Origin of the sequence: Poritiphilus flavus, from assembly GCF_009901585.1 — a bacterium.
GTDB lineage: Bacteria > Bacteroidota > Bacteroidia > Flavobacteriales > Flavobacteriaceae > Poritiphilus > Poritiphilus flavus.
Map to the genome: position 1 here is coordinate 61,049 of NZ_WXYO01000001.1, position 21,410 is coordinate 82,458.

Below are 21,410 nucleotides of genomic sequence, written 5' to 3' on the forward strand. Positions count from 1 at the left end.
TAGCTCGCTTTGGGTTATGTTTCTAATGGCTAGTCTTTGAGAAAATTGATAATTGTTGTAGTGATAAAGTCTATTTGTTCGTCATCCAGTTCGGTATGCATCGGTAAGGAGATCACCTCATCCACCAGTTGGTTGGTGACCGGGAAATCTGCCTCGTCATATCGCTCATCCACATAGGCCTTTTGTTTGTGCAATGGAATGGGGTAGTATATTCCGTGAGGGATCCCTTTCTCACCCAAATGAGTGGCCAGGGCATCTCGTTTTCCGTTGGTGATCCTCAAAGTGTACTGATGAAATACATGGCAGTCGCAAGTATCACAAATGCCGGAACAATCCCTGACCGTTACCGGGACAATTACCGAATCCAGGTCGGAAAAGGCCCTTGAATAAGCACGGGCTGCCTGCCTCCTTTTATCGCAATAGGCATCCAGCTTTGGGAGTTTGGCACTTAGTACTGCTGCCTGTATGGAATCCAGACGCGAATTTACCCCTACAACATCGTGATGATATCGCTGGTACATGCCGTGATTCACGATCCCGCGAATGGTGTGCGCCAGCTCATCATCATTGGTGAAAATAGCTCCACCGTCTCCGTAGCAACCAAGATTCTTGGAAGGAAAGAATGAGGTAGAGCCCACATGGCCAATAGTTCCGGCTTTTTTCCTGGAACCATCCTTAAAAAGGTGATTCGCGCCTATGGCCTGGGCGTTATCCTCGATGACGTACAGCTGGTGTTTCTCAGCGATTTCCATAATGGCGTCCATGTCTGCACACTGCCCGAACAGATGTACCGGAACTATGGCTTTGGTCCTGGGAGTGATTGCCTTTTCAATAGCAGCCGGATCAATATTAAAGGTGTCCGGGCTAACATCTACTAAAACCGGGGTTAACCTCAGCAATGCGATCACCTCAACAGTAGCCGCAAAAGTAAAATCTGCTGTTATAACCTCATCTCCAGGTTCCAGCCCCAGGCCCATCATGGCTATTTGAAGCGCATCTGTACCATTGGCACAGGGGATCACATGTTTTACACCCAGGTAGTCTTCCAACGCTTTCTGAAAGCTGTGTACATGAGGCCCGTTGATAAATGCTGCAGAATCTAGAATTTCGGAAATCGAGTCATTGACCTGCCCTTTGATCTCCTGGTACTGACCTACGAGGTCTACCATCTGAATTTTTTTCATCGTCGCGGATTGTGTAAGCAATATTACGAAATAAAGAGACCAGCGTCAATCACTTTGCCGAAAGAAACGTATTTTTACCCCAAACTAATTCATAGTGGATTTCCTTTACAATCTGGCCGTATCGATTTCTGCATTCTTCTTAAAACTCCTGACTCCTTTTCTCCCTAAGTTAAATCGCTTTTTTAAGGGCAGGAAGCAGCTATTTGAGAAGCTGGAAGAGCAGATCGCAAAGGAAGACAGGGTCATTTGGGTACACGCTGCCTCCCTGGGTGAATTTGAACAGGGATTACCCATTATTCAACGCTTGCGTGAAGAATACCCGGGCTTCAAACTTTTGCTGACCTTTTTCTCGCCTTCGGGTTACGAGGTCAGGAAAAACAGCGGCGCCGCAGATGTGATCTGCTACCTGCCTTTGGATACCAAAAAGAATGCCCGCCGATTCCTTGAAATTGCAAGACCCTCTCTGGCCGTTTTTATCAAATACGAGATCTGGCCCAATTATTTTGAAGCACTCCGGAAAGGAGGCACTCCTATCGTGCTGATCTCCGCGATTTTCCGTAAACGGCAGGTTTTCTTCAAATGGTATGGTGGATATATGCGAAAGGCGCTGCGAAAAGTTAGCTTTATATTCGTTCAGGACCAGCAATCTCAGATCTTGTTGGACCATATCGGGTTTTCCAATACTGCAGTGAGCGGTGACACTCGATTTGACCGGGTATCCCAAATCCTGGATCGGGATAACACCCTTCCCATGGTTGAAGAGTTCAAAGGCAATTCCCTTTGTCTTGTGGCCGGAAGTACCTGGCCTGAAGACGAGACGCTACTATTGGATCTCATCGACAAGACCCCGGAAGGGATGAAATTCATTCTGGCGCCGCATGACATCAAAGCCGATCATATCGCAAAACTGAGGTCCAGGATATCGGGGAAGACCCTGGTCTTTTCCGAAAGAGAAGGAAAGGTGGCGACAGATTACGATGTATTGCTGGTTGACACCATAGGGCTGCTGACGCGCATCTACAGCTATGCTGATTTGGCCTATGTTGGCGGAGGATTCGCTACCGGACTTCACAATACACTGGAACCGGCTGTATTTGGCATCCCTGTGCTCATAGGACCTCAATACGAAGGCTTTAAGGAGGCTGAGGATCTGGTGGCGCAGAAAGGAATACTTGTGGTAAAAGACAAAACCACGCTATCCGATACCGTGAATCAGCTGATACAAGACGCGGATTACTACCGGACAACGGGTCGGATTAACGCCGAATACATTACTAAAAACAAGGGTGCCAGCGTCCAAATAATGGGCTATCTACGTACATTACTATAACCTTTATTTGATTGCCCCATGAGATTGGCCCCTTTTCTCTGGCTTGCATTATGCTGCCTTTTTTTATTTTTTTCCTGTAAGGACCCTGCGAAGGAGACAGAACGTATGGTTCCTGCTCCTGGGAAGGAAAGTAAGGTTCCATTTCAGAAGAAGGATAGCATACCCAGGCTTGATACGGCACCAGACAGTTTCCCACTCCCGGAAAAGTCCGAATCCAAAGAGGCCATCAAAAAAAAGAAAAAGAAGAAACCTGTTGATTCACTCAGGCCGCGAACCGCATAAATTTGGCCCGGAGGTCCTTTCTTTTTTTTTGTTAGCTTTACGGAAATCACCAAACTATTCCGTATGGACTCCAAGATTCTTCGAATTTCTCTTATAGCGGCTTTGGCCGGTTTTTTATTTGGTTTTGATACAGTTGTTATCAGCGGGGCTGAGAAGAAGTTGCAAATCCTTTGGGAATCTTCAGATGCCTTTCACGGTACAGTAGTTATCGGAATGGCCCTATTCGGGACGGTGGTTGGTGCTATTTTAGGCGGATTTCCCACCAATAAAATAGGCCGTAAGAACACTCTGATCTGGATAGGCATATTGTATTCTGTTTCGGCCATAGGTTCTGCCTTCGCTAATGATCCGGTAACGTTTGGGATATTCAGATTCATAGGTGGACTGGGTGTAGGTGCCTCAACGGTAGCCGCCCCGGCTTACATTTCAGAAATCGCCCCGGCCAGACATCGGGGAAGACTAGTGGGCTTCTATCAATTTATGCTGGTCTTTGGGATACTGGTGGCCTTTTTGTCTAACTACCTCCTAAGCGGGATGGGAGAGAACGACTGGAGATGGATGGTGGGCGTAGAGGCTTTCCCGGCTATCATTTACACCCTTTTTGTACTTACCGTGCCAAAGAGCCCCAGATGGTTATTGACCAAAAGCCGACGGGAAGAAGCCGAAAAAGTGTTGGCCAGTGTAAACCCCGACTTGTCTATCGCCGACCTTGAGGCTGATGTGAATGCGGATAAGTCTGCCGAAACCCAGAATGAGACCATTTTCATAAAAAAATACCGCTTTCCGCTTGTCCTGGCATTTTTGATCTCTTTTTTCAACCAGTTTTCGGGTATAAACGCGTTTCTATACTATGCTCCCCGCATCTTTGAAGCAGCCGGACTTGGAGAAAGTACAGCTCTCTTGAGCAGTATAGGAATAGGAGTAACCAATCTGCTTTTCACCCTGCTCGGTATTTTTCTGATAGACCGCCTGGGCAGAAGACAACTGATGTATTTCGGCTCGGTGGGTTATATCGTATCCCTCTCCCTGGTATCTGCCGCCTTTATCTTCGGTTGGGAAGGTATGGCAGTCCCACTTTTCCTGTTCCTTTTTATCGCTTCCCACGCTATAGGCCAGGGTGCGGTGATCTGGGTCTTTATTTCCGAGGTTTTTCCGAACCACCTTCGAGGTTCAGGACAGGCCTTCGGGAGTTCGGTACACTGGGTGCTCGCCTGGTTGATCCCTTCTTCGGTACCAGTGCTTTTTTCCTGGGTTGGCCCGGGCCCGGTTTTTGGGTTCTTCGCCTTTATGATGGTATTGCAATTACTTTTCGTGCGCTTTATGATGCCGGAAACCAAAGGAATTTCCCTGGAAGAGTTAAGCAAAAAGCTCAGCGGAAACCGCTAGCCACAAAATTCGTGATTGCCTTATATCGATAAAATCTGCAGTACGCCCGGCAGAACGGGATGCGCCTTGTTGTTTAGTCGAATAATGATGACAGAAGGGTGATCTTTAGGCTTTTATGCTTAAATTGTATGAAATTAACTAAGATATGGAAGAAGAATTAAACTTTGGCACAAAGGTCCTTAACGGCTTCCTTAGCCTCATGGTTGTAGTGTTGGTCTTAATTCTTATTGCAGTGGTAGTATGCCTTATTTTATGGGCACTCGGCTTCTTTTAGGCCGCTAAATCTCATTTCATTTCCCCAGTCTTACCTGCAAAACCAAATTGATATAAAAACGACCTCCTAAAGACTCCTTTGAACCTGGATTTTACGGAATGTTTCTGAGCGCTTTAGCTATAGAGTCTATCGTAATACTCTGTAGCCATACGGTCCGAACCGAACTCAGGTAAGATATCCTCCATGCTTTTAAAGACAATGTTCATCCACTGCTCTTTATCCTCGTAAAAAAGTGGTATAACCTCATTTTCCAATATGGCATATAGATTGTCACTGTCTATGGCATCCTGTTGCTCCACCGGAAGAAGATGATCTATTTCAGGCAACACAAAACTGTTCTCCCCGTGTCTCTGGAATTCCGGTATCCAGCCGTCATTTGTGCTGAGATTGACAGCGCCGTTCATCGCGGCGGTCATTCCACTGGTGCCCGATGCCTCCCGGGTTATTCGGGGATTGTTCAGCCAGATGTCTGCACCCAGTTTCAGTTTTCGTGACAGATCGATCTCATATCCAACCAAAACTGCCAGATTCGGCTTTTCAGCAGTGTATTTCACCAGCCGGTTAAATATTCCAATACCGTCAAAATCCATCGGATAAGGCTTTCCGGCCCAAATTATTTGGATTGGTCTATTTTGGTCGCGAACCAATTCTTCAAAGCGATGTAGGTCGTGAAGCAGCAGATCTGCCCGCTTATAGCCTGCGAACCGCCTGGCCCAGACTATGGTAAGAACATCAGGATCAAACAGCTTACCGGTTTGTTTCAACACTTCCTGAAAGAGCTGTTGCTTCAGGGAGCGTTTCCTATTCTGAAAAGCCGTCTGATTTCGTTTGACAAAAGCCTTTTTCAAGTCCACATCCTGCCAGAACACCTCGTTCTGAGCATTGGTGATGGGTATTATCTTAGAGATATTTTCGTAATTCTTCCACATGCCATCCGCCACTTTGGAATGCAATTTTGAAACCGCGTTGGATCTTTTGGCAAAGCGCAAAGCTGAAATGGTGTAATTGAGATTATCTCCATTGACCATTTCTTTTCTCAATTCCTCGTCAGAAAGGTTTCTGCCAAAAAAGCCGCAATCGTTCAGGTAATAGGCGTTGCGTTCTTCGTTGCCACCTTTCTCCGGGGTATGTGTGGTAAAGACCATTTGATCTTTTGTTATACCGCGGTCTCGCAGGTAATAAAAGGCGGGTAGTGCATGACCCTCATTGAGATGGTAAATGTCTGCACCGCCAAGAGCTTCCATGATTTTGGCGCCTCCAATTCCCAGGACTATGCTTTGTGACACCCTGGTAACTTCATTGGCATCATAGAGATAATTTGTGATCGTTCTGGATAAATAGTCGTTAGAATCCAGATCCGTTGTCAGAAAGTAGATAGGAACGGTATTGAAAACTTCCGGACGTAGCAAATAAGCCCGAACCTTCACATCAAAGTTTTCATGAATGCGAACCCCTACTTCAATTCCTGTGTCTTCCAGGAAGTTATAGTATTTCTGAATGGCCCTTGGCTCCATGGTCTGGTCATCTTTCCTGGCCTGGCTGTAATAGCCGTATTTCCAGAGCATGCCAATCCCGACAACATTCTGTTTTAGACTGTAGGCTGAGAGCATATGGGATCCCGCCAAAAAGCCCAAACCTCCGGAATAGGTATCAAGGCCCTGATGAATGGCGAATTCCATACTGAAATAGGCCACTTTTTTTTGGAATTTCTTTGCTGGAATGTATAGATGATTATTGTGTTGGTTGGATGGAAAGTTATTCATTTGTGTCATACACCAAGTTTTTGGTTAAACAAGCAAAATTGCCAACACCCAATGGCAGAATTGCGCAAATTTAATAAATCGGATACAAAGGTATCATTGTACTTCAGGGAAATGTTATATTAAGATTATATTATTGAGATAGTTCTGCTGCTTTGTTAACAGTCTTAGTAGGTTGTCCGGATATTATTCAGGGCATTTGAAATGGTTGACCGGTACTTTGTAGCACAGAAAACCAAAATTCTCCTTCCAGGTTGATCTTTTTCCTTTTTTGGGTAACCGCATCAATGGGCAGGTAGACAAACCGACCGTTGCGCTCACCAGCCACAAACATTGTTTTACCAGCCATCGCCCCATGAACGGCATGATAGGCCAATCTGCTACAGTAAATACTATCGCTTGAATTTGCCGGGGCACTTCGAATAATGTAACTGGGGTCTATATACTTTACCCCTCCAAGCTCTCCCTTGAATTCTTTATTGATAACGTCCTTAAGCAGTATGCCGATATCCTGATGTTGAATATTTCCTGAAGCGTCCTTTACCTTCTCTTTTTGTTCAAACAGATGCTGTCCGGCTCCCTCCGCGACAACGATTACCGCATGGCCCTTGTTCTTGAGTCGCTGGTCCAATACTTCTAAAAAACCTCCTTCCCCATAGAGTTCAAAATTCATCTCCGGTACAAGCACAAAATTAACCACTGGCATCGCGAGGGCGGCCGAGGCCGCGATAAAGCCGCTATCCCTACCCATGAGCTTAACAATAGCCACACCTTTGTTGGCCCCCGTAGCCTCGTTATGGGCGTCCCTTAGAATTGGGCTGGCTATGTCAAAAGCCGTTTCAAACCCAAAGGATTTATCAATCAGATCAATGTCGTTATCTATGGTTTTAGGGATGCCTACAACTGCGATTTTCAAACCTCGCTTGTTGATCTCAGTAGCGATAGCGTTGGCTCCTTTTAAAGTGCCGTCTCCTCCTATCGCGAAGAGGATATCAATCTTCTTTTCCACCAGGGTATCCACCATTACTTCAACACTCTGGGCCCCACGGGAGGAACCTAAAACGGTACCGCCAAATTGGTGGATCTCCTTTACTTCATCAGGGTTGAGCACTCTGAACTCATGTCCTTTTTCAGGATTCAATCCTTCAAAGCCGAAGGGTATCCCATATATTTTGCGCACTTTGTAAAAGTAGTACAGTGCCATAACGGTTCCGCGGATCACATTATTGATGCCCGGGCAAAGCCCCCCGCAGGTTACTATAGCCGCTGAAGTTTCCTCCGGGTTAAAGAAGATCGATTCCCGGGGGCCTGCAACTTCCAGGCACAAGGGATCCGAACCGGTATTCAGACAACGCTCGTATTCCTTTAAGGAAAGATCGTATACCAGGCTCTCCTCGTCTTCAACAAAATTAAAGATCTTATCCCCCTTTACCGTGCTAAGATTAAGGGGTGATTTTATCTCTGGCTTTCCCAAATTTGGAATATTGAATGAAGTTTCCATCTTCTCGTGTTTTCGGTTTTACTTGCGATTAATTCTGCATTTCCACAGTATATTCCGGGATTAAAACTGCCATATTAGCGGTACCAGAACCAATGTAATTAAGAAAAAGATAAAGAGCAAGGGTCCTCCAACCCTTACATAGTCTAAAAACTTGTATCCTCCGGAAGTGATCACCATGGCGTTGGTAGTGGTACCCACCGGGGTTAAAAAGGCCGTAGATGCGCTTATCGCCACGGTTATCATAAACGGCTTTGGGGATAAGCCCAAATTGGTCGCGGCCATAATGGCAATTGGCGCCATAAGAACCGCCGTGGCCGAGTTGTTAATGGTCTGACTGAAGGCGGTGGTCAACAGAAAAATACCTCCCAATAAAGCCATCGGGTGCATGGATCCGAGGGTATTAACCAGTGAGGTAGCCGCCAGTTCTGCCATACCGGTTTTCTGTAAGGCAAGACCCATTGGTATCATGGCCGCGATCATAATAACGCTTGTCCAGCTAATCCCTTTGTACGCCTTTGAAATGGGCACGCAGCCGGATAGCAGCATGATCCCGGCGCATACCAGTGCCGTAATGGCGCCCGGGAATACATTTAATACAAACAAGAGTACCATCAAACCAAGGGTTCCCAGGGCGATATAACTCTTGTAGTTTAGGGCATCCACATCTTTGAGCAGGGCTTCGGGACTTCCGGTGATCACCACATTGCTATATATACCCTTTAATTCTTCGATCTTCTCCCATTGACCCCGTATCACAAAGGCGTCACCAGCTTCCATTTTGATATCCCCCGTAAGTGGTTTGTTCTTCCTGGAGGCAGCCAGCAACTGTACCCCAAACCTTCGGAGATACTGCCCCAGCGAGAGTGTGGTACCCACCAGTACAGACTTAGGGGTTACCAGCATTTCCGCCAAACCGACTTCCTGGTTGATCAGCTCCATTTTAAGCGCTTCCTCCTCGGGTTTTAGCGGAATAAGTCCAAGGCTAAACTCCAAAATTAGTCGGTCTACCTTTTCCGGTGGCCCTTTTACCGTGATGATATCGTGGTATTTCATTTCGGTTTCGTCATCGGGCATTTCCACAAATTTCGGTATGCCTTTCAGGGGGTTTGGGTGTCTGCGTTTTAAGCGCATTACCGAAATGCCGTAGTTCTCTTCAAAGTTCCAATCCCCGATGAGGGTATTTAATAAGGGAGACATGGAACGCAGCCTGAGGCGGTAAAGGTCATCCCCAATACTGTAGTTCGCGATCCATTTGTGCATTTCACTATCAATACTAATGGGTCTGTTACGTGTTTGGTGGCTGGGCAACAACCGAAATCCTATGTACCTGAAATAAACTATGGTAATGATCAGCAGCGGAAGGCCTATCAAACTGAATTCAAAAAAGGAAAAACCTTCAAAACCATTTTCCAGCAAGGCATTGCTGGCAATAATATTGGGCGGTGTTCCCGTTAAGGTCAATAAACCGCCGGTATTGGACCCAAAAGCAATGGGCATCAACAATTTTGAAGGTAAGGTACCCGCGTTCCAGGCCGCGGAGATGGTAACCGGCAGAAGGGCGGCAACGGTACCGGTATTGCTAACAAAACCTGAAAGCACACTGGAACCCAGGGTGACCAGCACTAATAGCTTTGGGATACTCTTGCCTGCCCAGGCTACAAATTTCTGTCCGGCCAGGGCTGTCCAGCCGGTTCGTGCCAGACCTTCTCCAACAATGAAAAGCGCGGCTATCATGATCACGGTAGGATTGCTAAAGCCGCTTAAAACTTCCGGGGCCGTTAGAATGCCGCTTAGGTAAAGAGAGAGCATGGACATCAGCGCCACCACATCAGGCGGAAACTTGCCCCATATAAAAAGCAGTACGGTAAGGGTTAGTATGACTATTAGAACAAGCACTACAGAGCTGAGCTAAACTAGTGTACCGTTAAAACCGGGATCCTGGAATGAAATACAAGTTCTCTTGTAAGCAGGCCTCCTGTAGGTGTTCCATTTTTGACCTGATTCCTAGGTAACAAGGCAATCATATCGATCTCATGGGTATCGGCATAAGAAAAAATTCCCTTAACGATATCCTTATTCTCCAGGTAAGTATGTTCGGAATAAAAGCTTTCCAGATAGTACATTAAGGTATTCTCGTTCTTTTCGTCAATATCGGAGTATCCTATGGTCTCGTCCGTGTTTTTAATGGTCAGTACATGTACCTTGGCGTCGAAAAGCCTGACGATCTCCAGAAGGGTGTAAAGCGACCTGGGCTCATCAATTTCATCCCTCCCAAGTACCAGGCAGATATTCAATAGTTCCTGTTTTTCTGTATTTTCCGGTACAACAATTACAGGACAACTGGCCGCGGCTACTAATTCAGCTGTATGGGTCATCTCCTCGGTTTCGGATAGCCCGGAAGTGCCCATTATGATCATTTCCGTTTTTTTCTTTTCCCTGGTCTCCAGAATTGTTTCTGTAAGCGAACCGCGTCCTGATACCCATCGCATTGGTTTTTTCAGGCGCTTGCCATATTGGTCGTTCATTTCTTCAGCGGCCTTTTTGGCATCGTCCGCGCCCCCGTTCTCCGTCATATGGAGTACATTGATCTCAATGTCCTGCCTCCCGACAAAATTAACGGCATACTCAATTGCCGTCCGGGCACTCTCGGAAAAGTCAAAGGGGACTAATATACTGGTGAGTTTTTCCATAACAAGGTTTATAAAGTGGTGTTTTAAAAGTCCAAAACTATTGGAATACGCCAAGCCAATTAATGACCAAAGTCATCATCACATCAGTTTAAAAGATGCTCATGGTGCGACTTTGTATGGCTTCATCTTCCGCTGAATAAATATAGTAACTAATAAAGATAATTCGGGCTAATTATCGGTAGCTTTTGATCGCTTCATCGGGAAAGTTACTCCATCGGCAAAGCGGCTTGAGAAAGATAGAGTTTCCAAGGATCTTAAAAGGTTTGATTTCCAAGGTTATATGTAGGAATTTTAGACATTCCTGGGTTTGTGAAGTGCTTAGCATAACACTTTAAAAAGGCTTGAAATCCGGCTACGGCAAATGGATTAAATTGATAATTGTCATAGTTTTTGAGTGATGATACATGTAGCTTTAATCTTAATAAAACCGAACTCTTATTGGTTACAATGCCAAAGAAAAATGACTGAGTAAACTTTAAAATGTATCGTTATGAGACCCAAGAAAAATCCCAAGGCTGATTTGAACAGAAACAGTGGTTTATATTTTGTAATCGGGTTGACCATTGTGCTATTTACAACATGGCGGCTTTTAGAGTTTAAGACTTACGACAAAGCCGAGGAAATTGTCCAGGTACTAAATGTCCCTGACGAATTCCATGAAGATGTTCCTATTACAGAGATCACCATGACCACACCACCCCCTCCACCTACCGCTCCAGCCGTCATAGAAATTGTGGAGGACGTCGCAATGGTGGAAGAGACCATTATTGAGAGTACTGAAAGTAGTCAGGATATGGCAGTTTCCGACGCCGTTGTCCATGTAGACGAAGTTGATGTCGCAGAGGAGGAAGAAGAAATTATAGTACCATTCGCTGTTATTGAGAACACCCCGATTTTCCCGGGTTGTGAGTCCCTTGAAAACGAGGCCGACCGTAGGAAGTGTTTCAACGAGAAGATTCAGGAACATATCAGGAAAAATTTCACTTACCCCAAAACTGCTCTGGAACTGGGCATAAAAGGAAGGGTATTTGTACACTTTGAGATTGATACGAAAGGATATGTCCGAAACATTCAAAAGCGTGGTCCAGACCGCTTGTTGGAAGACGAGGCCGAACGGATTATAGCCTCCCTGCCAAAAATGGAACCTGGCCAACAAAGAGGAAAACCTGCTAAGGTAGGCTATAGTATACCTATCAATTTTATAATGAAATAAAAAGAATTATGTCCCTAATTAAGAGAGAAATCCCCATTTCCAGGATAATGACCAAAGAAGTGGTCACCCTGAGCGCCAAGGACGACCTTAGTACTGCGGAATCCTTGTTTAAAAGCTCAAAAATAAGGCATATCCCAGTGCTGTCAGAAGGAAAGATCATTGGCATGTTGAGTTATACCGATCTGCTGCGGATCAGTTTTGCGGACGCTGTAAATGTGCTTGTTCCTGAAGAGGATGTGGAGTCTACAGTATACAACTTGTTTAATGTGGAACAGATCATGGCAAGAAATGTGGAAAGCGTTACTCCCCAAACGAGTATTTACGATGTGGCAGCCTTTCTGGCCAAAAAGGAATTTCATGCCCTACCAGTGGTTGAAGGGGATGAACTGGTTGGCATTGTTACCACGACTGATCTGATCAACTATTTACTGGCCCAATATGAATAGGCGTCGATTCCATGCCTTAAAATAACGGGCCGCCCTTCAACTGAGCCCCTTGCCACGTCAAGGGGCTCTTTGAATGCATTACCAATAAGAAACCCATCCTTTCGGATGGGCTTTACGTACAGGTGGGGGGACTCGAACCCCCAAGCCTCGCGGCACTAGTTCCTGATACTAGCGTGTCTACCAATTCCACCACACCTGCATTTTACCTTTTATATAAGCCCCGGTCTTTGGCCTAAAACAGCCGCTTATCATACCTAAGTAAACTGCTTTCTAAAGGGGCGTAAAACTAACGAAATTCTTTAAACTGATCATCATCCATTAGCGCAAATTCGCATTTAAGACTGGTTCCCTCCAAGCCAATTTGTTTAATCTTTTCTTGACCTGCACTCCACAAAATCCTATCTTTATAAAGGCCACAGTAGCGATCCCGTTCGCGTGAAGACAGGAAAAGGCTTGTGGTTTCAAGTTTTGTGCAAAAATGGTATTCGAAACATCTACCGTTAAACAAAATGCCCGATATCTGTCTCGTTGATGGGCCATGGGTGATACTTTTGTTCAGGGATAAGCGGATTCGAATTTGGCAATAAAGCAACAACCAACCAATAACTAAACAAGGTGAAAGCCATTGAGGATTGGAGGGCCTATATGAATAAATTGGGCACTCCTGAAAGGGCATTTAGGCGCTATCACGGAATTGTACATGACAGCATAAGGTACCTGGTTTTTTTTCACAAATTAAGCAGTACCAGTATCTGGTTCTACCTTCCAAAGGAGAATTACAGTCGTATTCTGTGTGCCTATTATATAAATAGCAATACCAGGGGCTGGTCAGGGGAATTAAGGAATGTGGATTTTGACAAAAAAGGCATCTGGATGCTGGATGACTTTCTGCGTCCTGCAATGGAAACAGGATGGGAAAGTATTGATTATTACCTTATGGGTAAATATTTTACTTCCTGTGTAAAAGCAGGTATGGATGGTTCGGGCAAGGTGATCCAAAAATTCACCTCCTATTATAAATTCTGGTCTTACCTGATGCTGCCGATCTGCTTCCTGATGGATCAGATGATACAGCGAGGGCTTATTGGAAGAAGTAAAAGGGTAAGCCTTCAACCAATTAGAACGAAAACCTAATGAGAAACTATGTTTAATCTGGTATACCAGTCCAAAGCCAGTGGGAACTTTGATCATTCTCAAATCAGAAAACTACTGGAACAGGCCAGACAGTCTAACAAGCAAAAGGAGATCACTGGTTGTCTGCTCTACTACCGGGGAGAGTTTGTACAGTATCTGGAGGGTGGCCAGGAAACGATCATCGATCTCTTTGAGCAAATCCAGAACGACCCGCGGCACTATAAGATCCGTTTGATCTCCAGTGGCAAATCCGGTTGCAGGGAATTCGAATCCTGGGAAATGGCTTACGAAGATTTTATGGGCAAGAACGACCATTTGCAATTCCTGGAATTACTGCTGAGTTCCTTTTTGGAAAAACCTCGTAAATGTATGGACCCCAACCCCTCTTCCGTCTACTTCTGGAGGACCGCCAGGCGGTTACTGGAATCCAGGACGGTGAACAAGTAATCTATTTGCGAGTTATAAACTTCTCGTCTCTCCTTCCACTTAGAACAGGCGCAACACCATAAAATAAAAAAGCCTCCCAATTTATGGGAAGCTTTTCTTTGTACAGGTCCTTCGGCTGCGCTCAGGATAAACTCCGAGACTCCCCTCGACTGGCGCTCGGGATAAACTTCTCGTCTCTCCTTCCACTTAGAACAGGCGCAACACCATAAAATAAAAAAGCCTCCCAATTTATGGGAAGCTTTTCTTTGTACAGGTCCTTCGGCTGCGCTCAGGATAAACTCCGAGACTCCCCTCGACTGGCGCTCGGGATAAACTTCTCGTCTCTCCTTCCACTTAGAACAGGCGCAACACCATAAAATAAAAAAGCCTCCCAATTTATGGGAAGCTTTTCTTTGTACAGGCGGAGAGACTCGAACTCTCACACCTTTCGGCACTAGATCCTAAGTCTAGCGTGTCTACCAATTCCACCACGCCTGCATTTTATTCAATATGTCTGTAGCTTACATTGTTCTCCGAAGCTTTGCGAAGGAGAACCACGCCTGCATTTTTCGCCGATAACCTTTAAATTATCGGGATGCAAATATAAGTCAATTTTTTAATTTAAAAATTTCAGCGGAGGAAAAATTCGATCTTCTTTTTGTATTTTTAGGGTCAAGTCAAACCTACCCTAATGGAACACACAAAGTCTTATGTAGACACTCATAAAGACCGTTTTATCTCCGAACTGCTCTCAATATTAAAAATCCCCTCAGTCAGTGCTGATCCAGCTTTTTCCCAGGACATGGAAAATATGGCGGAAGCTGTAAAAAATGCCCTGTTGCAAGCGGGATGCGAGCAGGTGGAAATATGCGAAACCCAGGGATACCCCATTGTTTATGGCGAAAAGATCATAGATCCGGCCCTGCCTACGGTATTGGTCTACGGACATTACGACGTACAACCGCCAGATCCGTTGGACTTATGGGATTCCCCTCCTTTTGAACCTCAGATCAAGCCAACCGGCCTGCACCCTGAAGGAGCTATTTTCGCAAGAGGCGCCAGCGACGACAAAGGTCAGTTTTATATGCATGTTAAGGCCCTGGAGTTGATGATCCAAAACAATAGCCTGCCCTGCAACCTCAAATTTATGATAGAGGGTGAAGAAGAGGTGGGCAGCGAAAGCCTGTCAGCCTTTGTTAAAGAAAACCGCGAGAAACTTTCAAATGACATCATCCTGATCTCCGATACCGGAATGATCGCCAATGATGTCCCTTCCATTACTACGGGCTTACGAGGTCTTAGCTATGTGGAAGTGGAGGTCACGGGACCCAATAGAGATCTTCATTCCGGGCTTTATGGCGGTGCCGTGGCAAACCCCATAAACATACTGACCAAAATGATCGCCAACCTGCACGATGAGAATAACCGAATAAGTATACCCGGTTTCTACGACAAAGTAGCCGAACTGTCTACGGAGGAAAGGGCAGAAATGGCTAAGGCGCCTTTTGATCTTGGAGAGTACAAGGCCGCACTGGATATTGACGCGGTCTATGGAGAGGATGGTTATACCACCAATGAGCGTAACGCGATCCGGCCAACACTGGATGTCAATGGAATCTGGGGAGGATATATAGGCGAAGGGGCCAAAACCGTGATCGCAAGCAAGGCATATGCGAAAATTTCCATGCGGCTGGTACCTGATCAGGACTGGAATGAGATCACTGAACTTTTTACCAGACATTTTGAAGCCCTCGCTCCGGATGGCGTACGTGTAAAGGTTACTCCGCACCACGGAGGCCAGGCCTATGTAACCCCTATTAATCACCCTGGCTACCAGGCCGCCAGCAAAGCCTATGAAGCCACCTTTGGGAAACCGCCGGTTCCACAGCGCGGGGGAGGGAGTATCCCGATAGTCTCGCTTTTCGAGGCTGAACTACAAAGCAAGACCATTCTTATGGGATTTGGATTGGACAGCGATGCAATTCATTCACCTAATGAACACTTTGGCATCTGGAACTATCTTAAAGGAATTGAGACTATTCCGTATTTCTATAAGTATTTTACGGAGTTGGTAGGTTAGTCATGAAGTGAGTGCAACTCTACTTCATGGCTAACCATAGTCCAGAAATTAATTTACTCTACATTTGTAGAATTAAATTTTTATTCTATATTTGTAGAATAAACTCTATGCTTGTAGAAATGAAATTGACCAAAACAGAAGAGGAATTAATGCAGATCCTATGGGAGCAAAAGCGTGCTTTTATGAAGGATCTGTTAGAAGCCTATCCCGAACCCAAACCGGCTACAACTACGGTTGCCACCTTACTTAAACGCATGACGGACAAAGGTTTCATCGGCTACACCAATTTTGGTCGCTCCAGGCAATATCACCCGCTTGTAAAGAAGAAGGACTATTTCTCCAGGCACGTTAACGGGCTTATCAAAAATTTTTTCAACAACAGCGCGGCCCAGTTTGCCTCATTTTTTACTAAAGAGACAGACCTGACCAAAGCAGAACTGGAGGAATTACGGGCGCTTATAGACGACCAAATCAAAAAGAAATAAGCATGTTTTTATATCTGATCAAATCCGGAGCCTGCCTGGCAGCATTTTATTTCTTCTACCTTTTTTTTCTGGAAAAAGAGAACATGCATTTGTTCAAGCGCTATTACCTGCTCGGAAGCCTGGTACTGGCATTCCTGATCCCGCTGGTGACCTTTACCGAATACATCAATCCACCGCTTAACGTAAACACGGCATCGGAGCTAATTCTAGGGGATAATCAAAGCCCGCAAAACGTCGGACCTACGGATCTCGATACGGTCAATCTGCCCTTGCTGGCCCTAACCATTTATTTGCTTGGGGCCACCCTACTGGGTTTCCGCTTTGGCCGAAATCTGATTCATGTCATCCGCAAGATCCGCAACAATGAAAAGTTACAACAGCCGGAATCCACCAAGGTATTGCTCAGCGAAAAAGTTTCTCCCCATACCTTTCTCCGCTACATATTCCTGAACAAAAAAGCCTTTGAAGCCAAAAGCATCCCACCAGAAGTACTGCTGCACGAAGAGACCCATGTACGCCAGAAACACAGCCTGGATATCATATTTATTGAACTGCTGCAGGTACTGCTTTGGTTCAATCCCTTTATTTATCTCATCAATAGATCTATAAAACTCAATCACGAATTCCTGGCAGACCAGGCCGTGCTGGGCCGGGGTGTTGCATCCAGGACCTATCAAAACACCCTGCTGTCCTTCTCATCGCAAAAACATCAGTCAGTGTTGGCAAATGCCATCAATTATTCATCATTCAAAAAACGATTTACAGTCATGAAAAAACAAACATCAAAAAGGGTGCTATGGCTCAAGGGCCTGCTATTTCTGCCCTTAACGCTTCTTTTGCTGGTAAGTTTCAGTACTACAGAGATCAAGTACCTTGAGGCCCATCCGAATGTGTTGGCCACACCGTCAACGGACATTGAGGTTCGTATCCTAATCCAATCAGATCTGAGCCTCAGGCTTAACGACAAGCCGGTGGCCATTTCGGAACTCTCAGAGAAGATCCTGGAGATAGTGCCTGCTCAGTCTATCAGCAATGCACTTACCATCTCCACATCTCCAGGCTTGGATATCCCGACTGAACTCATGGATCAATTGGAATATGAACTCAGCGAAATTGGAATAAGCAGTATAACCTTAAATACCCGGGAAGTACATATCAACAACTTTCAGGAAGACCGCAAGCCGGTTTTGGTCCCTCATGAAACTCAACAACAAGGCGGTTCAGCACAGCAGTTAGAGACCTACAACAGGCTCGCCGGGAAATACAACAGCCAGAACCCGGAGCAGAGAGCGATCCCTGAGGCTGAACAGGCCAAACTGGCTACGCTGTATAGCTCCATGAGTGATATACAAAAGGCGCATAGTGAAGCTTTTCCTCTCAGTTACCCGATTAGCCAGGAAGAGGCCACTCCTGAGATGGTTGCGGAATACAACGCCCTGGCCAGCAAATACAATTCCATGTCCTGGGATAATTTTAGAGTAATTGGTTCAGAAGTAGAGCGGCTGCATTATATCTACGATCGGATGAGCGAAGCCCAAAGAGCCAGTGCCGAACCTTTTCCACAGTTCCCTGAGCCTCCAACTGAACCAGAACCCGCGGTTGCCCCGACCCCTCATAAAGAGCCTGCAGCTATAGCCGCATTACCGTCACCTCCAGCGGAACCTCTTCCGGTTCAGGCCACAGTAGGCAGTGCTCCAACCCGCCCGGTGCTCGCGGATAAGCCAGCCATGGAAGAGGCGAGTGTGGCCCCTACCCGTGGAGAATTGGCCCCACCTCCTCCTCCAAAGTCTCCCCTGGAATTTGTAAGGGAAATGGCTGAAAAGGGTGCAGACTTCTATATGGACGGGCAAAAGATCACAGCTGAAAAAGCCGTAGATATCCTCAAAGAATCCAAACAGATCAGCCTTAGATCAAAGCATATGGGCCTGGAAAGACCTGTGGTAGAGCTGTCTACCAAACCCTATAAGGTAAAGGCAGATTAATTATAGCTTAATCTCATTTATCAGTTCAATTAGTCATCAAGGGTCGTAGGGCCTTCCTTCAGAGGTTCCATCTCTGAATACAGGTCAAATCGGCCCTTTTTAAAAAACACTCATGAAGACTTTTGGTTTTTATGCGCTATGCCTTTGCGGTTTTGTAACCGTTGGGCTTAACGCCCAGAAATCGTCCCTGGAAATCAGTGATCCTTATGGGCCCCATGCCATTGGGTTTCAGGAATTCAACACTTTTGACAAATCCCGTAGCTTTTTAGCCACTCAACAACAGAAAGCGAATGCGGGGGAGACCATATTTCGACCGATCCAGGTATGTGTCTGGTATCCGGCTATCAAAACAGACAAGGCTCCGCTTACCTATGAAGCATACTTCTTTCTAAAAGCTCATGAGGTGGGGAGGACAGCATTGTCCGGGGAAAGAAAAAAAGCGGTTATAGCGGAATTTCTCAAAACTGATCCTGTTCAACCTGAGGTCCTGGAGCGGGAACTCGCTGCTGTAATGCGCGCCGTTAAAAATGCCCCTTTCAATAAAACAGCCCGTTTTCCTATCCTTATTTATGGTCCCAGTTGGTGGTCTACCGCTTACGAGAATGCACTAATGTTTGAATTTCTTGCGAGTCATGGCTACATCGTGATCTCCAGCCCCAGTGTAGGGCCTGAAAATCGTGAAATGCCCATATCAAGGATTGGTGTTGAAACTCAGGCACGCGATATGGAGTTCCTTTTGAGTATCACGGATCAATTTCCAAATGCGGATATAAACCGGATCAGTGTTGCTGGTTTTAGTCTTGGCGGACTCTCCAACGTTCTCATGATGGCCCGCAATACCTCTGTCGATGCCTGGATTGGGATAGACCCGAGCATCCATGAGGCCTATGAATTCTTCGAAGAATCTCCTTTTGAAGACTACACCAGATTCAGAAAACCCATGCTTTTTATTAACTCCATGGGCTATATGAAAGGACTGCCCTTTTACGATCAACTGGTTTACAGCGACGCCTATATGGTAAATCTGCCTCAGCTTGAGCATACTGATCTGGCCTCCCAGTTCATCAAGCTTTTTGGCTCCGGTAAGGGCGAGGAAGCATTGGCAAAACGAGCCAGGGGTTACAATGCCATGTCGAGATACTTATTGGCATTCTTAGATGGGGTATTTAAAAAGCAATATACCTATAGCGAAATGCTTACACATGTATTTCAAATGCCTGCAGATACTTCCTTTGTTCAATTCAAAAGCAAAGCCAGCCTGCCGACACCAGACCAGTTGTTCCTGAAATTCGAAGAGGAGCAGGGTGCGGGAATGGCCGATTTTCTGGAGAAGCAGATCCCCGATGGTGCACACTTTAGCTATCCGGAAAAAGATCTGCAAGAATTGATCTTTCGCACATTGGAAAGTGGGTATTCGAAAGCTTCGCGGAATTTGATGGAATGGTATGGGAATAAATACCCTGACGCCTTTCATACAGAGGTTTCCAAACACATAGATGGCCAAAAAATGCTTAGAATGTTCACTGAAGTCTATCGCCATAACAAAGGATGTGAGTTCAACTACTACCAACTGAACCATACCGGACATATACTTTCAATGGGTGAAAGAAAATCAGAGGCGCTGGACTATTTTATACTTAACACACAGCTAAACCCGAAAAATTCCCAGGCCTTTTTCAATTTGGGAATCGGGTATTACCGACTTGAGGATATGGACAATGCCGCGCTTAATTTCAAAAAATGCCTGGAACTGGATCCGGATGACAGGTATCGCGGCCTGGCCGAAGGTTTTCTATCCAAGATCTGAGAGCGGAAAAAGGAATTTTCATAAATCCTTCTTAAAGCCTCAATTTAAGGGACTTTTCATGTAACAAATGATAAATACCTGCGTTCTAATATTCTATCAACCTAAAGCCGAACACTATGCTCAAGGACTTTTTTATCCTCTGTTCAGGATCTGACAAGAACATTTTAAAAAGCTGTTCCTCCGGAGAACAAAACAAATATGCAGGTATTGGTGCTACCGTATTCTTTACAGCACTTATGGCATTTATCGCAAGCAGTTATGCATTGTATACCGTTTTTGACAATGTATTTACAGCTATATTTTTTGGACTGGTTTGGGGATTGCTCATCTTCAATCTGGATCGTTTTATCGTATCAACCATAAAGAAGCGCGATAGATTTTGGAGTGAATTCCTGCAGGCTACCCCTCGGATCATTCTTGCCGTGATCATCGCCGTGGTAATCTCAAAACCGCTGGAGATGAAGATCTTTGAAAAGGAGATCAACCAGGTATTGCTGGAACAAAAAAATGAGATGACCCTGGCCAATAAACAGCAGATAGCTCGGCAATATACTCCGGCTGTAGAAGCCCTGAACCAGGAGATTGCCGGACTAAAGGCAGAAATAGACAATAAGGAGGCGGAAACCAATGCCTTATACGAAACCTATATCTCGGAAGCAGAAGGCCGTGCAGGCACTATGCTACTCGGCAAAGGGCCGGTCTATAAGGAAAAAAGAGAAAAGCACGACGCCTATCTCCTGGAATTGCAGCAATTAAAGGAGACCAATCGAGCGAAAATAGCAGAAAAAGAAACCCAGATAGCCGCGCTGAATGCAGAATACGCTCAGACAGTAGATGCTTCTCAGCCCGTAATTGATGGTTTTGACGGCCTGATGGCCCGCATCAATGCTTTGGGCGAATTACCATGGTTTCCATCTTTCTTTATTTTTCTACTTTTCCTGGCTATTGAAACCGCGCCTATTATAGCAAAACTACTGGCACCTAAAGGGCCTTATGATCTTAAAGTAGAAGAGGAAGAAAGTACCGTAGAGACCTGGGTAAAACAAAAAGTACATCAGCGTCAGCAGATCCTTGCCACAGATACGGTGTTAAACGAAAAGATCTATGGAGAAATAGCCGAAGAAGAGGCGGTTTACGCCTACAAAAAACAGAAGGCTGAAGAGCTTATGCGGTTGCAGGCGGATAATTTTCACGACATTCAGATTAACAGCCTGTAAACAGAAAGGCCGGCTTAATAGCCGGCCCTCTTTTCTACCCTGGCCTTAGATAAGGCAAGCTACTGCCGGGGTTATCACACTCAACACTATTTCTTTCTTATTAAAACTAATTTCGCGGATCTGAAAGACCTCTTTGGTCCTGTCTATCTTAAGGTATCCTTTAGCTCTTTTATCAGTCTTTTGCTTATTCATGATTTCTGATTTTTAGATTCA

Annotated in this window: 17 protein-coding genes and 2 tRNA genes; 11 read left to right on the plus strand and 8 right to left on the minus strand. The window is 45.5% G+C overall.

Annotated elements, in window-relative coordinates; translation table 11 throughout:
• Positions 1-29: 29 nt before the first annotated feature.
• Positions 30-1,184: a DegT/DnrJ/EryC1/StrS family aminotransferase gene (locus GTQ38_RS00260; RefSeq protein WP_161433229.1), complete on the minus strand. Its 1,155-nt coding sequence runs from the start codon at positions 1,182-1,184 to the stop codon at positions 30-32.
• A gap of 94 nt (positions 1,185-1,278) precedes the next feature.
• Between GTQ38_RS00260 and GTQ38_RS00265 the strand changes: the two genes are divergently transcribed.
• The gene (locus GTQ38_RS00265; RefSeq protein ID WP_161433230.1) at positions 1,279-2,514 is read left to right on the plus strand and encodes a 3-deoxy-D-manno-octulosonic acid transferase; all 1,236 of its coding nucleotides are present in this window, start codon (positions 1,279-1,281) and stop codon (positions 2,512-2,514) included.
• 345 nt (positions 2,515-2,859) lie between these two features.
• A complete protein-coding gene (locus tag GTQ38_RS00270; protein ID WP_161433231.1) occupies positions 2,860-4,182 on the plus strand; it encodes a sugar porter family MFS transporter in 1,323 nt (440 codons plus the stop codon).
• Positions 4,183-4,569: 387 nt separating this feature from the next.
• Here the strand turns inward: GTQ38_RS00270 and glgP are convergent, their stop codons facing one another.
• From glgP to GTQ38_RS00290, 4 genes are all read right to left on the minus strand, one after another.
• A complete protein-coding gene (gene glgP, locus GTQ38_RS00275) occupies positions 4,570-6,228 on the minus strand; it encodes an alpha-glucan family phosphorylase (protein WP_161433232.1) in 1,659 nt (552 codons plus the stop codon).
• A gap of 178 nt (positions 6,229-6,406) precedes the next feature.
• A complete protein-coding gene (locus GTQ38_RS00280; protein WP_161433233.1) occupies positions 6,407-7,717 on the minus strand; it encodes an ATP-dependent 6-phosphofructokinase in 1,311 nt (436 codons plus the stop codon).
• 60 nt (positions 7,718-7,777) lie between these two features.
• On the minus strand, positions 7,778-9,613 hold the full coding sequence (locus GTQ38_RS00285; RefSeq protein WP_161433234.1) for an SLC13 family permease: 1,836 nt from the start codon (positions 9,611-9,613) through the stop codon (positions 7,778-7,780).
• 17 nt (positions 9,614-9,630) lie between these two features.
• The gene (locus GTQ38_RS00290; RefSeq protein WP_161433235.1) at positions 9,631-10,407 is read right to left on the minus strand and encodes a universal stress protein; all 777 of its coding nucleotides are present in this window, start codon (positions 10,405-10,407) and stop codon (positions 9,631-9,633) included.
• A gap of 490 nt (positions 10,408-10,897) precedes the next feature.
• Between GTQ38_RS00290 and GTQ38_RS00295 the strand changes: the two genes are divergently transcribed.
• Complete coding sequence (locus GTQ38_RS00295) at positions 10,898-11,620, plus strand: energy transducer TonB (protein WP_161433236.1); 723 nt, start codon at positions 10,898-10,900, stop codon at positions 11,618-11,620.
• A 17-nt stretch (positions 11,621-11,637) separates the two neighbouring features.
• The gene (locus GTQ38_RS00300; RefSeq protein ID WP_161434002.1) at positions 11,638-12,066 is read left to right on the plus strand and encodes a CBS domain-containing protein; all 429 of its coding nucleotides are present in this window, start codon (positions 11,638-11,640) and stop codon (positions 12,064-12,066) included.
• A gap of 117 nt (positions 12,067-12,183) precedes the next feature.
• Here the strand turns inward: GTQ38_RS00300 and GTQ38_RS00305 are convergent.
• Positions 12,184-12,265: transfer RNA gene (locus tag GTQ38_RS00305), tRNA-Leu, on the minus strand.
• Positions 12,266-12,681: 416 nt separating this feature from the next.
• On the opposite strand from GTQ38_RS00305, the gene GTQ38_RS00310 reads away from it, so the two are divergent.
• The gene (locus tag GTQ38_RS00310; protein ID WP_161433237.1) at positions 12,682-13,200 is read left to right on the plus strand and encodes a hypothetical protein; all 519 of its coding nucleotides are present in this window, start codon (positions 12,682-12,684) and stop codon (positions 13,198-13,200) included.
• 9 nt (positions 13,201-13,209) lie between these two features.
• Positions 13,210-13,647, plus strand: a complete 438-nt coding sequence (locus tag GTQ38_RS00315) for a BLUF domain-containing protein (protein WP_161433238.1) — start codon at positions 13,210-13,212, stop codon at positions 13,645-13,647.
• Between the two features lie 395 nt (positions 13,648-14,042).
• On the opposite strand, the gene GTQ38_RS00320 is transcribed toward GTQ38_RS00315, so the two are convergent.
• Positions 14,043-14,124, minus strand: a tRNA-Leu gene (locus GTQ38_RS00320).
• A gap of 193 nt (positions 14,125-14,317) precedes the next feature.
• Here GTQ38_RS00320 and GTQ38_RS00325 point away from each other — a divergent pair.
• From GTQ38_RS00325 to GTQ38_RS00345, 5 genes are all read left to right on the plus strand, one after another.
• Positions 14,318-15,706 carry a dipeptidase gene (locus tag GTQ38_RS00325; protein WP_161433239.1) on the plus strand — a complete coding sequence of 463 codons (1,389 nt, stop codon included), beginning with the start codon at positions 14,318-14,320 and terminating at the stop codon, positions 15,704-15,706.
• A gap of 119 nt (positions 15,707-15,825) precedes the next feature.
• Positions 15,826-16,191 (plus strand): BlaI/MecI/CopY family transcriptional regulator, encoded by a 366-nt coding sequence (locus GTQ38_RS00330; protein WP_161433240.1) that lies wholly within the window; start codon positions 15,826-15,828, stop codon positions 16,189-16,191.
• A 2-nt stretch (positions 16,192-16,193) separates the two neighbouring features.
• Positions 16,194-18,173, plus strand: coding sequence for a M56 family metallopeptidase (locus GTQ38_RS00335; RefSeq protein ID WP_161433241.1), 1,980 nt, complete (start codon positions 16,194-16,196; stop codon positions 18,171-18,173).
• Between the two features lie 112 nt (positions 18,174-18,285).
• Positions 18,286-19,980, plus strand: a complete 1,695-nt coding sequence (locus tag GTQ38_RS00340) for a hypothetical protein (RefSeq protein ID WP_161433242.1) — start codon at positions 18,286-18,288, stop codon at positions 19,978-19,980.
• 116 nt (positions 19,981-20,096) lie between these two features.
• Positions 20,097-21,197, plus strand: a complete 1,101-nt coding sequence (locus tag GTQ38_RS00345) for a DUF4407 domain-containing protein (RefSeq protein WP_161433243.1) — start codon at positions 20,097-20,099, stop codon at positions 21,195-21,197.
• A 45-nt stretch (positions 21,198-21,242) separates the two neighbouring features.
• On the opposite strand, the gene GTQ38_RS00350 is transcribed toward GTQ38_RS00345, so the two are convergent.
• The gene (locus tag GTQ38_RS00350; RefSeq protein WP_161433244.1) at positions 21,243-21,389 is read right to left on the minus strand and encodes a hypothetical protein; all 147 of its coding nucleotides are present in this window, start codon (positions 21,387-21,389) and stop codon (positions 21,243-21,245) included.
• Between the last annotated feature and the right edge of the window lie 21 nt (positions 21,390-21,410).

What these genes read in the sequence shown, in the direction of transcription:
- GTQ38_RS00325 (WP_161433239.1), top strand. Translation starts at nt 14,318, where the DNA reads ATGGAACACACAAAGTCTTATGTAGACACTCATAAAGACCGTTTTATC.
- GTQ38_RS00345 (WP_161433243.1), top strand. Translation starts at nt 20,097, where the DNA reads ATGCTCAAGGACTTTTTTATCCTCTGTTCAGGATCTGACAAGAACATT.
- glgP (WP_161433232.1), bottom strand. Translation starts at nt 6,228, where the DNA reads ATGACACAAATGAATAACTTTCCATCCAACCAACACAATAATCATCTA.
- GTQ38_RS00340 (WP_161433242.1), top strand. Translation starts at nt 18,286, where the DNA reads ATGAAGACTTTTGGTTTTTATGCGCTATGCCTTTGCGGTTTTGTAACC.
- GTQ38_RS00280 (WP_161433233.1), bottom strand. Translation starts at nt 7,717, where the DNA reads ATGGAAACTTCATTCAATATTCCAAATTTGGGAAAGCCAGAGATAAAA.
- GTQ38_RS00315 (WP_161433238.1), top strand. Translation starts at nt 13,210, where the DNA reads ATGTTTAATCTGGTATACCAGTCCAAAGCCAGTGGGAACTTTGATCAT.
- GTQ38_RS00270 (WP_161433231.1), top strand. Translation starts at nt 2,860, where the DNA reads ATGGACTCCAAGATTCTTCGAATTTCTCTTATAGCGGCTTTGGCCGGT.
- GTQ38_RS00295 (WP_161433236.1), top strand. Translation starts at nt 10,898, where the DNA reads ATGAGACCCAAGAAAAATCCCAAGGCTGATTTGAACAGAAACAGTGGT.
- GTQ38_RS00330 (WP_161433240.1), top strand. Translation starts at nt 15,826, where the DNA reads ATGAAATTGACCAAAACAGAAGAGGAATTAATGCAGATCCTATGGGAG.
- GTQ38_RS00350 (WP_161433244.1), bottom strand. Translation starts at nt 21,389, where the DNA reads ATGAATAAGCAAAAGACTGATAAAAGAGCTAAAGGATACCTTAAGATA.
- GTQ38_RS00260 (WP_161433229.1), bottom strand. Translation starts at nt 1,184, where the DNA reads ATGAAAAAAATTCAGATGGTAGACCTCGTAGGTCAGTACCAGGAGATC.
- GTQ38_RS00335 (WP_161433241.1), top strand. Translation starts at nt 16,194, where the DNA reads ATGTTTTTATATCTGATCAAATCCGGAGCCTGCCTGGCAGCATTTTAT.
- GTQ38_RS00290 (WP_161433235.1), bottom strand. Translation starts at nt 10,407, where the DNA reads ATGGAAAAACTCACCAGTATATTAGTCCCCTTTGACTTTTCCGAGAGT.